This window comes from Gilliamella sp. Occ3-1, from assembly GCF_001690655.1.
In the GTDB taxonomy this organism is placed as follows: domain Bacteria; phylum Pseudomonadota; class Gammaproteobacteria; order Enterobacterales; family Orbaceae; genus Gilliamella; species Gilliamella apicola_P.
The window spans coordinates 124,854-138,951 of the sequence record NZ_LZHQ01000028.1 but is presented as its reverse complement, the minus strand read 5'-3'; the positions used below and the strand labels follow the sequence as shown (position 1 = coordinate 138,951).

The window sequence follows — 14,098 nt, the reverse complement described above, 5'->3', positions numbered from 1 at the left end:
GTATCCATTAAAAATACGAGTCGATAATGGACCAGAATTCACCGGAAACACGTTTACTAATTGGGCAAAAACACATGGTATAACTATAGATTACATCAAACCCGGTAGCCCTTATCAAAATGGTTACATTGAACGATTTAATCGGACTTATCGAACTGAAGTGTTAGATTTATATCTTTTTAACAACCTAGCGCAAGCAAGGAGAATAACCGAAGAATGGTTAACGATTTATAACACCGAAAGGCCTCATGAAGCACTAAATAATATGACGCCGATCGAGTATAAAACATTAAAACAGGCAGCTTAATTTTCTACGTGAGTTGTGTATTAAGTTTGGGGTATTTACAGGAATGGACTCGGGGCGGGTTTTTGGTGCCACAGAATTACCGGCATTATTAAATAATCCCAAAGTGACGTCAGTCAATGGTATTCCAACATCGGTATTAAGATCTATCGAACAAACCGAGGGAATGGGGCGTGCTTTTGAGCATATTAAAAATATTGCCGGTTTAGATGCCGCAGGCACTAAGTTAGCGCCAGATAATGTTAAATCTTGGTTAAAGCTTTATGAACCTGACGGAAAGTTTAATAGTGAGTATCTTAACAATCTTAAAGATACTTACAATAATTTATCGCCAGAAATGCGAAAAAGTGTTAATCAAACTTCTAAATATCTAGCGTCAGCAGGCGAAAAAATCGCAAAACGCTTGCCTATTTTGGGTTATATTATGACCGGGATCGGACTTGGCTTTGCATCGGCAGAAGCTCAGGCTGCACTTGATCGAGGCGATGTTAACGAGGCAAGAGGAATTTTACTTGAGTTTGGCGTTAAAGAAATTAGTGGCAATATATTAGGGGCATTGGCAGGAACCGTTGCTGCAGGATTAGCGGCTACAGCCGGAGCACCAGCTTTAGCCGTTATCGGTATCGGCTTAGGTGCTGCTGTTGTGGCTGGTTTGCTTTCGGATGCGATGGTAGATAAGTTTGCTGATTTATTCCGAGATAATGATCAAAATGGACTAATTGATCTTTGGGATAAGTTAAAGGATCTACTTAATGATGCTGGAAATGCTATTATGGGGCCTATTGCAGCGTTATTTCCTTCTATTCCCGAAGCGGCGAAACGAGCATGGTCTCCTATTATTATCGATCTTGATCGTGATGGCGTTGAAACAATTAGTAAAGATAAAAATATTCATTTTGATTTAAATGCCAACCAATTTGCCGAAAATACAGGATGGGTTGGTGCCGATGATGGATTGTTGGTGCTAGATTTAAATGATAATGGTGTTATTGATGATGGAAGAGAACTGTTTGGTGAAAGCTCATTATTACAAAATGGCAAAACAGCTAAAAATGGTTACCAAGCATTAGCTCAATATGATGAAAATGGTGATGGCGTTATTGATGCTAAAGATAGTATTTGGCAAAAATTAAAAGTATGGCAAGATAAAAATAGCAATGGTCTTACCGACGAAAATGAACTAATTAGCTTAGAACAAGCGGGAGTTTCATCGATTAGTACAAACTATTCAAAATCAGATTATGTGGATAGTAACGGAAATGAACATCGCTTAACCGGTGAAATCACCTACACCGATGGAAGCAAAGGAAAATCCACCGATGTTTGGTTTGCAACAGATCAAGCAAATACTATTTATACTGGCGAAAAACACTATATTGACGAGGTAAGAAAATACCCTTCAGTACGAGGATTTGGTAATCTTGTTAACTTATCTATTGCGTTAAGTCAAAATACAGAGCTAAGAAATTTACTCGATAAATTTATCGCTAATCCTATAACAACTGACATTCTACAAGTTATTGACGATATTATTTTTAGTTGGGCCAATGTGGATCAGGTTGACCCAAATAGTCGAGGTAATATAGACGCTAGAAAATTAACTGTATTAGAAATCATTACAGGAGAAAAATATACTAATATCTATTATGGTAATAATGCTCCTCCTGTAGGTACTTTTGGTGCTAATTTATTAATGGGTGAATATAATAAATTCAAACATTATGTTACCGCTAGTCTTTTAGCTCAAACCGAATTTAAAGAGGCGTTTAAATTATTAAAAATAGATATAAATAATGGAAATGCCGTGATTGATTTTTCAGGATTAGAGCGTCATCTTAATCAGATAACTGATCCAGCACAAAAACTTTTATTGAAAGACGTTATTGATGGCTATTTAACATACAATAGTTCTGATGAGTATTATCAGTCAATTAAAAATAAATTGGGTGAAAATACATTAACCGGTAATAATTTTTATGTATTTGGCTTATCAGGTCATGAGTCGATTACTGACTCATCAGGAATTGATAAACTGTTATTTATGAATAGCATTAAAGCTGAAAATATTCGATTTTCACGCCAAGGAACAGATATAACAGCAACCTTAATTGATGGCAAAAGTAGCATCACCTTCAAGAATATTTTTGCCAATGCAACGTCAGTAAATGCAAGCATTAATACTAATAATGCTATTGAAGAGTTTATATTTGCCGATGGCACCAAATTAACGTGGGATGAGGTATTAAACAACCGCTTAGTAATGACAGGTACAGATAGTGACGATATTATTTTAGGCAGTAAAGGCAATGATATCTTATCGGGTGGTAAAGGTAATGACCTGTTATCAGGCGGAGCCGGAAACGATACTTACTTGTTTAATTTAGGCGATGGTCACGACACAATAGATAACCAAGGCGAATTAGGTTACACCGGTTTTTGGAATAGAATAAAATCTGATGTTGATACAATCCGTTTTGGAGAGGGTATTCGTGCTGATATGCTAAGTCGTTCTAGAAAAAACAATGATTTAGTTATCTCCATTAATAACCAAAATTCAATCACCATAAAAAATTGGTTTTCAACTGGTGATACGCAATTAGCCGCTAGGGTGGATTTTTTTGAATTTGCAGATGGCATACAACTTAATATTAAAGATTGGTATAGCAATAATCCAGTTGTGACATCGGGCACAGCAAAAGATGAGACACTGTTAAGCTCAAATTACAATGATATTTACCAATTAGGCCGTAATAGTGGTCATGACCAAGCGACAGAATTAGGCGGAAACGATAAGCTAGAGTTTATCGATGGTATTACGCCGAATGACGTTATATTTTCACGCCAAGGGGCAGATATAACCGCAACCTTAATTGACGGCAAAAGTAGCATCACCTTCAAGAATATTTTTGCCAATGCAACATCAGCAACCGCAGACATTAATAGCTATAATGTTATTGAAGAGTTTATATTTGCCGATGGCACCAAATTAACGTGGGATGAGGTATTAAACAACCGCTTAGTAATGACAGGTACAGATAGTGGCGATATTATTTTAGGCAGTAAAGGTAATGATATCTTAACAGGTGGTAAAGGTAATGACCTGTTATCAGGCGGAGCCGGAAACGATACTTACTTGTTTAATTTAGGCGATGGTCACGACACAATAAATAACCAAGGCGAATTAGGCTACACCGGTTTTTGGAATAGAATAAAATCTGATGTTGATACAATCCGTTTTGGAGAAGGGATCTCAGCGAAAATGGTTGATATTAAAAAATCGGATACAGATCTTTTAGTAACATTTGGTACCGATTCTATTACAATTAAAAATTGGTTCTCAACTAAGCTAGATACTCGATTATCTTCCCGAATTGATATTTTCCAATTTGCGGATGGTTCATCGTGGTTAGCGGCTGATATTAACGCTCATATTAACGATGGTATACCACTACCTGTATTTTCATCAAATGCATCTACAGCTAATTTTTCATTAATAACGCAAAGCATAAGCGCTTTTGTTGCATCAGATGATGATAGTGATGTGGTAACTGATGAGTTAATACTGGCCAATCCATCGCCACATTTTAGTCCTTCAATCAAAATCTAACTAATCTTTAGATTTTATTTTAATCATTAAAAGACAGCTGATAAGGGCTGTCTTTTATTTAGAATTTAAGTTTGTTTTGTTGGTCTAAATGGTGAATTATTTTGGAAAAATTGATGCAAAAAGAAAAGTATAATGATTTATGGTTAGGATTTACGATTATCGCTCAATTTTATGGATTAGCGGTCAATACTAAATCGTTACAAGAACAGTTTTATGTTGATGATGAACATAATATCCCACTCCAGTTTGTTAGAGCAGTCAAAAAAACAGGGTTAAAATGCCGCTATATTGATAAATTAAATCTAAATAATAAAATATCGACGCCTATTATTGTCCATTTAAAGCAGCAAGGTTATGTCGTTTTATTAGCAGTTAAAGATGGTCAATGGCTGATTCAATCTCCTCACAAAAAACAGCCAGAAGTAATAACGCCACAGGTACAAGAAAAAATGAGTGCGTTTTTATTTACCAAACGAATTACATGGGAATCGATTAATCGAGAGTTTAACATCCAATGGTTTTTTCAAGCTTTTATGCGTTATAAAAAACTGATGGGTGAAATTTTATTGACCTCATTTTTTATCCAAATTTTAGCCTTGGTTACACCATTATTTTTTCAGGTAGTTGTAGATAAAGTGCTCGCTCATCAAAGTTTAACAACATTAGATGTGTTAGCTATCGGAATGTTTACTATCGTGATTTTTGATGTGATTTTGGGCGGGCTACGTAATTATCAAATGGCGCATACCTCGCAACGTATTGATGTCATGCTTAGTTCGTTACTATATAAACATCTGCTTTCATTACCTTTAAGTTACTTTAAATCCCGTCAAGTTGGTATTACTGTTGCTCGTGTTTATGAACTAAAAACAGTACGTGAATTTTTAACTGGCAGTGCAATGACACTTTGTTTAGATATTCTTTTTGCGATTGTTTTTTTTGTCATTATGGCATTTTATAGTATTCCCCTGACATTAATTGTTTTGGTGTCATTGATTCCTTATATCATGTTATCAGCTTTTATTACCCCAGTGTTACGTAGACGTCTTGATGAGCAGTTTCAACAAGGTGCTAGAAATCAAGCCTTTTTAGTGGAAAGTATCTCAGGTATTGAGCAAGTTAAAGCGATGGCAGTTGAAAATCATATGACACGTCGTTGGGATGAACAAATTGCCTACTTTGTAACAAGCTGTTTTAAAACACAAAATTTAGGTAATATTGCAGGGCAAATATCTCAACTGGTTAATAAATTAACGAGTGTTGCCATTTTATGGTATGGCGCAAATTTAGTGATTGAAGGCAAATTGACTGTAGGTGGACTGGTCGCTTTTAATATGTTTGCAGGACAAGCAACAACTCCCGTATTACGATTAGTGCAGTTATGGCAAAGTTTTCAGCAGGTTTCGATTTCAGTAAAACGATTGGGCGATATATTAAATGTTCCTGCGGAACGACAACAAGAAAATAGCAGTGTTTTGAAAGAAATCAAGGGACATGTCCGTTTTGCTAACATCTCTTTTGCTTATAGACCCGATGCTGCGCCTGTTATTCGACAATTGAATTTATCGGTTAATGTTGGTGAGGTTATCGGTATTGTTGGGCGCTCAGGATCGGGTAAAAGTACATTAACTAGGTTGATACAGCGACTCTATACCCCGATAGAAGGGCAAGTTTTTATCGATGGTATTGATATTGCACAAACAGATCCCCAATGGTTACGTAAACAAATTGGCGTGGTATTACAAGAGACACAGCTTTTTAATGGCTCTATTCGTGACAATATTGCATTGGCGATTCCTGATGCGCCTCTTGAAGCGGTGGTTAATGCTGCAATAATGGCCGGTGCTCATGATTTTATTAGTGAATTTCCATTAGGATATGATACGCCAGTCGGCGAGAATGGGGGGCAATTATCTGGTGGACAAAAACAGCGAATTGGTATTGCTCGTGCATTAATAACTAATCCTAAATTGCTTATTTTTGATGAAGCAACTAGTGCGCTTGATTATGAGTCAGAGCAGATTATTCAAGATAATATGGCAAAAATTTGTCATGATAAAACGGTTTTTATTATTGCTCACCGCCTATCAACAGTTAGGCACGCAGATCGCATTATTGTAATGGAAAAGGGTGAAATTGTTGAACAAGGTTCTCACCAAATGTTATTGGATAAAAAGGGGATCTATCATAAGCTGCATGATTTACAAAGTGGGAGCCATTGATGAAAAAAAAATACCGTGACTTTTTGCCTGCTGTATTAGAGGTTCAAGAGACACCGCCTTCCCCCCTTGGGAGGTTGTTATTATGGGTAATTATGGTTTTATTTGTTATTGTTGTTTGCTGGGCCTCGTTAAGTAAAGTTGATATTGTTGCCACCACTCGAGGAAAATTAGTTGTCAATGAGCTATCAAGACCCGTTAACACGTCGGTCACAGCTGAAATTGTTGCCGTATTGGTTAAAGAGGGCCAGCATGTTGAAAAGGGACAGCCTTTAATTAAGTTAAATAGCAAATCATTGTTAGCACAATTAGAAGAGAATCTATTACAACAACAGATTAATCGTTTTCATATTGCTAGGTTAACATTATTGTACGAACACTACCTTAATCGCCCAGCGCCAATGACTTTACCTACTGAGTTACAAACCGAGTCCCCAATACTTGCCAAACAAATTTCGATGCTACTTCAAGCTGAAGTAGAAGATGATTATAAAGAAAAAGAGGTTTTTAAGTTAAACCAACAAGTTTTAATGGCTCAAATAGAAAATTATCAAGCTCAAAAAGAGATGGCTGAAAATCTATTACCGATTTATGAAGAACAACATCAGGCGCTGGATTTGCTATATAAAAAAAATATGACAAGTAAAGATAGTTTACTTGAGGTTAAGAAAAAATATCTAGAAGCAAAATTTACTGTGAGTGCAGCAGAAGCAAAAGTGAAAGAGATGCGAGCAAGTTATGCCCAAATTGATACACAAATAAAATCTCATGTTGCCGATAAAATTAAAGAAGTTGAACAGGAAAAAATACAAAAACTCAATCAAAACCACATATTATCCGTACAACAAAAACAGCTAGAAGCACTTATTGCACAGTATGAATTAAAAGCCCCCATTGCTGGGATTGTAGAATCGTTAGCTTACCGAGATGCAGGCGCTGCAGTTGAGGCGCCTCAAGAGCTATTGAAGATTGTTCCTGAAAATGAAAAACTGATTGCAGAAGTTTGGGTTAGTAACCAAGATATTGGTTTTCTAAGAAAAAATCAATCAGTTACGGTTAAGGTTGATACATTTGATTTTACGCGTTATGGTTGGATTGAAGGCAAATTGTTAACTATTTCTTCTGATGCTATTGAAGATAAAGACTTAGGGCTTGTATATAAGGCTGTCATTGAATTAAGTAAAAATCACTTAATTATTGATGATCAAGCTGTTAATTTAGAGCCAGGGATGTCAATTTCTGCGGAAATAATAACAGGACAAAGAACATTATTAAGCTATCTATTAAGCCCAATGATGGAAGCTTTAGATGACGTTGGTAAGCAACGTTAGTATATTAATTTATAATAGCCTTTATTTAATCTGACCGATAATTATTACTCATCGGGAGCATTTTTCAGATAAAACCGATGAGTAACTTATTTTGATAAGTTTGTTCTACCCCAAATCAATCAATACCTAGCACCATTCGCCCATTTTTAGTTGCCACATTCACCACATTATCTAAATCAGTGTAACGGCATCCTGTTACTAACAATTTAAGTTCTTCCCACATATTACCCGTTGAAAATGGTAACATATAATCACTAACATTATCTGTGCCAATAGCAACAGGAATACCCGCAGCGGCGAGTTCATCCACTGGCGTTAGTGAGTTACGAGTAGGACCATGCTCTTCACGGCGAGGGCTATCGATCCAAGCAAATGGGCAGGCGATAACCATCATTTTGGCTTCTTGCATTTTTTTGTAGAGTTTTTGACGATACTCTAAACTATGCGCAGTAATTGATATGCTATGAATCGCAACCACACGTCCATGCATACCGTGTTCAAGGGTTTTATCAGTAAGCTGTTCTGTTTCGATTTCATCTTGTGAATTAAATTGGTCAACATGCACATGCACCATTTTGCCTAATGATTTACCAGTTTGCATTAAAACGTCAAGATGTTTAAGTCCCATACCTTCACCATGATCACGCTCATCACGACGTGGCAAACCGCCAATAATATCAACCAAATCAGCGCCTTTATCAAACCAATAACGCGCCTCTTTATCAATAACACCTTTAAGTGTTTGATTGACTAATTTTATGATGATGTCGTTTTTATAGGTTTCTCGAGCCCGTAATGCCCCTTTAATAGCACGCTCTTCTGCAATAGGGTCAATATCAACAAACGATCCCATGGCACTAACACCTTGCTCAATCATTCGCTCAACCGCCATACTAAAATGTCGATAATAATCCTCCTCGCTCATCGACGCTTTGACTTTATCTAGCGTATCCCATTTTTCAATTAATGATTGTTTTTGATAAATATCAAAACTATCAACCGAGATAGTAAAAGCACGATCTGCATGCATATGCGAATTAACCCAACCACCATTTTGCTTAATATTATTCATTAAATAGGCTTTTAAACTTTGGTCTCTTTTGGTTAATAACATGTTTTTATGTTCAATCATAATATGCCTCTACAATTCAATCATTTTAAATCAAGTTGATAAAATCTGGCGCAATAGGCAAAAAAAATCCCCCAAAAAGGAGGATAAAATGAAATCAATAATATTAATGATTAAGATTACTGAGTTACAATTGATCATTGCGCTTACACCGTATCGATAAAAAAACTGCAGAAATTCTAACCAAAATATTTTTAATAGCAAGCACTATAGCTTATAAAATATATAAATAAATGAAATAGTTAAAGTATTATTTTTTAGATTTCTTACTTCAAAAAATAGTTTTTAATAAAGTTAATTACCAATAAAATAAAAAATAAAGTCATAAATAGTTATTTAATAAAAATAATTTATTGTCACAAAAATGAGATTATTAACATTAAATACTGCTTTTGGATATTAGCAGTAGCAAGCGTATACTACACAAACAACTTATTTTGAAATATAGGTAGGCTACTAACATGAGTCAATTAAATATTATTGCCACAATCACAGTTAAACCAGAATTCTATGACGCATTTCAGCCAATTTTTAAACGCCTAGTAGCAGGTAGTCGAGCTGAAGCAGGTTGTTTACGCTATGAATTTAATCAAAGTATAGATAATTCAAATATCTTCATAGTGATCGAAACATGGGCATCACAGCAGGCAATTGATTTTCACAACACAACGTCACATTTTGTTGAATTTGCCAACTTTGCTAAAGAACATACTGATAGATTAGAGATTAATATTGCCAAACAAGTAATATAACTTAAAAGATGATGATAGTTAACATTTCGGGTTAACTATCATATTAATTAATCAAACAGTTCAATTTTTATATTCCGTGAATCACTTTGTTCCATATCGTCAAGCACTAAAATTTTGAAAGTCCCGCTTTGTGTTGGGATCCAGCTAAGTGCCTTGCGTGGTTCGGTTTGCCCAATAAAATTGTTATTAACAAACCAATAAAGTGATTTAACATCGCATCACAATTAGAAGTAAAACTAATTTGTTCATTTTTTTGTTTAGTGGTTCTAAATTGATAAACCACATTTTTAAGAGGCAAAGTTATTTTTGGCGGTTCGCCTAACAAAATTTGTGATGAACCACAATGTTTTGTTGATGGTGGCGCTTTTTTAGCAATCCCCCGCTTTAGCAAAAATAGCGGCTAAATCTGACGGTCAATATTCAAAAACAGCTAAGAGAGAGGTTGTTAAATCATAAGGAGGACAAACAGCCTTACCTGTTTGATTGTCGACCATCACGGGTCTAAAAATAGTATCAGGATTAATAGGTGACACACCCGGAATAAACCACGTTTTACCTTTTGCCTTGCACCATTGAGTCAGTAGATTGCCACTGGTTAGACAAATATCGATACGCTTTAAATTTGGTGGTAATGGGCGATTAGGTTCACGCAAGTATTGATTTCTTGCTTTAACTAACACTTTGCCAGCAAATCCTGTTTTACGATTAACTCGAAACGTTGGTGATTGAGGTAACACTACTAAAGTTAACGCTTCAGGTAAATTAACTTGTGAAGGCGGTTTATTAAAATAGATAAATGACGCTGCGCTAACACTCTCAATATTGCGACCAAAAGGGGCATAATTTAAATACGCTTCTAAAATATCATGTTTAGAATACATTAACTCTAACTCTAACTCTAACTGTATAGCCCTAGCAATTTGATGATGCAACTTCCCAGCAATAGTTTTGGTATTTGACCGCCAATGCGTTCGCGCTAGCTGCATGGTAATGGTTGAAGCACCTTGACGATTTCCACCACCAAAATAGGTTTCCTCAAAAACCCTAATTAAACTAAACAGATTAAAACCAATATGATAATAAAACCACCGTTCTTCTGTAACAACAAACCATTAACAATATCAGACGAAATATCTTCCAAAGGCGTTCATAAAAGATAACGATCATCATTGGCTAATGTTATTCGAATTAGCTGATTATTATCATCATAATAGTGCTTTGAAAAAGTGAGTGATTCAGAAACAGGGGGTATGTGGTAACAAACGAATAACAAAGATCGCAATAAATAACTGCAACAAAGCCATTAACTTATTCTAATGACGAACAATAACCCTAAACATATTTAGTCAAAAGTTTAAAAAGCATGTATTAAAATACACCACCAATGCATTCACATTGGTGGTGGTTAAATTACATTTTATCAACAGTCTTAATACCTAGCATATCAAGGCCAGTTTTAAGTGTTTTAGCTGTTAAAAAAGCTATTTTTAAGCGACTTTGTTTCAGGCTTTCGTTTTCGGCTGCTAAAATAGGGCAGTTTTCATAAAAACTTGAAAACAGCGTTGCAATTTCATAAAGATAAGCACAAAGCACATGCGGTGTACCTTCGCTTGCCACGATTGAAATAGTCTCATCAAATTGAATTAAACGAGTTGCTAAAGCACGCTCTTTATCAGATTCCAAACTAATCTTAGCTGTTAAGCTATCTTCGGAAATATTGGACTTTTTAAAAATTGATAACACACGGGTATAAGCATATTGCAAATAAGGTGCGGTATTGCCTTCAAATGACAACATATTATCCCAATCAAAAACATAATCAGTAGTCCGATTTTTAGAAAGATCAGCATATTTAACTGCACCAATAGCCACCGCATCGACAATTTTTGCAAGCTCACTTTCAGAAAGATCTGGATTTTTGCTACGAATTAAAGTTGTTGCGCGCTCACAAGCTTCATCTAGCAAATCATTTAATTTAACAGTATCACCAGAACGGGTTTTAAATGGCTTACCATCTTTACCTAACATCATACCAAACATATGGTGTTCAAGCTTTAATGATTCTGGTACATACTTAGCTTTATGAACAATAGCCCAAACTTGCTCTAAATGTTGATGTTGGCGGGAATCAGTATAATAAAGAATACGATCGGCATGTAATGTTTCGTAACGGTATTTAGCACAAGCAATATCGGTTGTTGCATAAAGGTAGCCACCATCACGTTTTTGGATGATAACACCCATCGGTTCGCCTTCTTTGTTTTTATACTCATCAAGAAAAACAACAATCGCCCCTTCACTTTCAACCGCAAGCCCTTTCTGTTTTAAATCGGCAACAATACTAGGTAGCATGCTGTTATAAATGCTCTCACCCATGGTGTCTTCAAGCGATAACGTAACATTTAAACGTTTATAAGTGGCAATATTTTGCGTCATGGTAATATCAACTAGCTTGCGCCACATATCACGACAATATTCATCACCACTTTGTAATTTCACTACATAATTACGAGCTTTTTCGGCAAATACTTCGTCTTCGTCATAATGTTTTTTAGCGGTGCGATAGAATGACTCTAAATCTGAAAGATCCATACCATTGGCATGTTCATTTTGCATCTTTTCAAGATACGCAATTAACATACCAAATTGAGTTCCCCAATCACCAACATGATTAGCACGAATAACATTATGACCTAAAAAAGATAAAACACGAACGCTAGCATCACCAATAATAGTTGAACGCAAGTGTCCAACATGCATCTCTTTGGCGACATTAGGCGCCGAATAATCAACCACAATAGTTTGCGGTTTGGCGGGTAAAGTAATATTAAGCTTATCACCACTTAAAGCAACTTCATTTTGCTCAGCAATCCAGCTATTTTTCAAAAAGATATTAATAAAACCAGGGCCTGCAATTTCAACTTTTTCAGCGATATCATCAACATCAAGATGCTGTAAAACCGTCTGAGCAAGTTCTCGAGGAGGGATTCCTATTTTTTTAGCAACAGACATAATGCCATTAGCCTGATAATCACCAAATTGTACTTTAGCTGATTGCTTAATTAAAGCGTCGCAGTTCTTATCTGCACCTGCCATAATCATAGCTTGCGAAACACGTTGCGTTAATAATTGTTGAATATTCACACTAAACCTAACCGATTATAATAAAATGCCCAATATAATACCGACAAAGTGATGAATTGTCACTGATCACATAAAAGGGGAGGGATTCTTTTTTTAAAAGAGTCTAAAAAATGAATAAAATTGATATTCCAGCCAAAATTTTTTAATAAAGTCGTAATTTTAATAGAAAAAAATAATAAAAATCAATTCAATAACTGATGTTATTTTACTTTTGATGTAAAAGATAGCTATTTTACTAACTTCCGAAAATTAGTTGAACCTAAAGATAAAAATTATTCAATGTCTGCAAACTTGTGGCTTTGCACACTCAAAAGCCATTTATTATTCAGTCGATTTTGGTTGATTTTTCCTAACAACTCTATCGTTTCAAACATATTAAATGCACCATCTTTTTCACAAGGAGATAGATAATAGCGTTTGGCTTGAATATGAGTTTCGATATATTGGCAAAAAGGAATAAAATCGCAGTGATTTTCGGCTACTATGCGTACTTCATTTGCTATTGGTTGTACTATTTTTTGATAGCGTGACTGATAACAAAATTTAGGGCTTAGCGCAATATAATCAATAAGCGGATCGACTTTACCAAGACCGTTGCTTTCAATGGTGATAAAATAACCCGCTTTTTTAAGTGGCAAAAGCAATTCAGGTAACGCTTTAACCATTGTCGGTTCGCCACCTGTAATAATAATATTTTTGCTTTTATATTTGCTCACTTTAGTCATTAAAGCATCTAACGTGAATCGAGTAAATTTGCGAAAATTAGTGTCACACCAGGCGCAATTTAAATTGCATCCTGCAAAACGAATAAAAACGGCAGGCATGCCAGTATTATAACCTTCGCCTTGTAAGGATTCGAAGATTTCAACAATACGAAATTCAATCATCATTAACTCCGATGATATTCACAATACGAAGTTGGCGTTTCCCATACTTTGATCATCGAAACAGGCAAATATTGCGATAAGCAATCAAAAATAAATTTGCTCATTCCTTCTGCGGTGGTTCTACATGGAAAGGCAAAAATTTTACGATCCATTTCTTGTAGTAACGACGCGATACGGCACTCATTAGGGTTATGTTGATTGTAAAGATAGGCGTGATCTAACGGATCGACAATATGTTGTTTAACTATTAGCTTTAAATCGGCATAATCCATCACCATATCTTGGCTTGAGCCGTTATCAATAAGCTCTCCGCTAATTTCAACTAATAGGCGATAAGTGTGTCCGTGCAGATTATGACACTTTTTATTGTGCCCATCTAACATGTGACAAGCATCAAATTGAAACTCTTTGGCTATTTTGAACATTTTATATTCCTAGTTTTTTTTCGTGGGATGGGTTACGAACCACGGTTAGCGAACCTAACAAAATAAAGGTAACAATATAAGGGATAAAAGTGAATTTGTCATCTTACCAGTATATCTTAAAACGAAATTTAGATGTAATTGCTTGAATTGCAAACAGCTTTATTTTTATGTCAATTAATTCTTACATATTTGATAATCTTGTTGTATAAATTTTGTAAAAAATATTTTAACTTTGCTCTTGAAATTTAGGTTGCAACACTCATTTAGATCACATGCAAATGGATTAAATGTGTTAAGCGT

Annotated in this window: 11 protein-coding genes and 1 riboswitch; of the genes, 5 read left to right on the top strand and 6 right to left on the bottom strand. The window is 35.4% G+C overall.

The genetic code is table 11. The features are described 5' to 3' along the window. From A9G43_RS08865 to A9G43_RS08850, 4 genes are all read left to right on the top strand, one after another. Nucleotides 1-307, top strand: a 307-nt coding sequence (locus tag A9G43_RS08865; RefSeq protein WP_141673986.1) for an integrase core domain-containing protein, incomplete at its 5' end; no start/stop codon positions are given. A 43-nt stretch (nucleotides 308-350) separates the two neighbouring features. Continuing rightward, on the top strand, nucleotides 351-3,911 hold the full coding sequence (locus tag A9G43_RS08860) for a calcium-binding protein (RefSeq protein WP_065608407.1): 3,561 nt from the start codon (nucleotides 351-353) through the stop codon (nucleotides 3,909-3,911). A gap of 113 nt (nucleotides 3,912-4,024) precedes the next feature. Further along, entirely contained in the window at nucleotides 4,025-6,133 is a 2,109-nt protein-coding gene (locus A9G43_RS08855; RefSeq protein WP_065608405.1) for a type I secretion system permease/ATPase, read from the top strand. Further along, the gene (locus tag A9G43_RS08850; protein WP_065608403.1) at nucleotides 6,133-7,461 is read left to right on the top strand and encodes an HlyD family type I secretion periplasmic adaptor subunit; all 1,329 of its coding nucleotides are present in this window, start codon (nucleotides 6,133-6,135) and stop codon (nucleotides 7,459-7,461) included. Before A9G43_RS08855 ends, A9G43_RS08850 begins: the two co-directional genes overlap by 1 nt. Nucleotides 7,462-7,576: 115 nt before the next feature. On the opposite strand, the gene A9G43_RS08845 is transcribed toward A9G43_RS08850, so the two are convergent. After that, on the bottom strand, nucleotides 7,577-8,593 hold the full coding sequence (locus A9G43_RS08845; protein WP_218058654.1) for an amidohydrolase family protein: 1,017 nt from the start codon (nucleotides 8,591-8,593) through the stop codon (nucleotides 7,577-7,579). 458 nt (nucleotides 8,594-9,051) lie between these two features. On the opposite strand from A9G43_RS08845, the gene A9G43_RS08840 reads away from it, so the two are divergent. Further along, complete coding sequence (locus A9G43_RS08840) at nucleotides 9,052-9,342, top strand: putative quinol monooxygenase (protein ID WP_065608401.1); 291 nt, start codon at nucleotides 9,052-9,054, stop codon at nucleotides 9,340-9,342. A 47-nt stretch (nucleotides 9,343-9,389) separates the two neighbouring features. Here the strand turns inward: A9G43_RS08840 and A9G43_RS11415 are convergent, their stop codons facing one another. The 5 genes from A9G43_RS11415 to queD form a co-directional block, all read right to left on the bottom strand. After that, entirely contained in the window at nucleotides 9,390-9,518 is a 129-nt protein-coding gene (locus A9G43_RS11415; protein ID WP_141674056.1) for a hypothetical protein, read from the bottom strand. Between the two features lie 237 nt (nucleotides 9,519-9,755). Continuing rightward, entirely contained in the window at nucleotides 9,756-10,391 is a 636-nt protein-coding gene (locus A9G43_RS10780; protein WP_442903320.1) for a transglycosylase domain-containing protein, read from the bottom strand. A gap of 361 nt (nucleotides 10,392-10,752) precedes the next feature. Beyond that, complete coding sequence (gene argS / locus A9G43_RS08825; protein WP_065608395.1) at nucleotides 10,753-12,486, bottom strand: arginine--tRNA ligase; 1,734 nt, start codon at nucleotides 12,484-12,486, stop codon at nucleotides 10,753-10,755. Between the two features lie 272 nt (nucleotides 12,487-12,758). After that, the gene (locus A9G43_RS08820) at nucleotides 12,759-13,373 is read right to left on the bottom strand and encodes a 7-carboxy-7-deazaguanine synthase QueE (protein WP_141674055.1); all 615 of its coding nucleotides are present in this window, start codon (nucleotides 13,371-13,373) and stop codon (nucleotides 12,759-12,761) included. 2 nt (nucleotides 13,374-13,375) lie between these two features. After that, nucleotides 13,376-13,798, bottom strand: a complete 423-nt coding sequence (gene queD, locus A9G43_RS08815; RefSeq protein ID WP_065608391.1) for a 6-carboxytetrahydropterin synthase QueD — start codon at nucleotides 13,796-13,798, stop codon at nucleotides 13,376-13,378. A 3-nt stretch (nucleotides 13,799-13,801) separates the two neighbouring features. Continuing rightward, a riboswitch (PreQ1 riboswitch) is annotated at nucleotides 13,802-13,847 on the bottom strand. Nucleotides 13,848-14,098 lie beyond the last annotated feature (251 nt).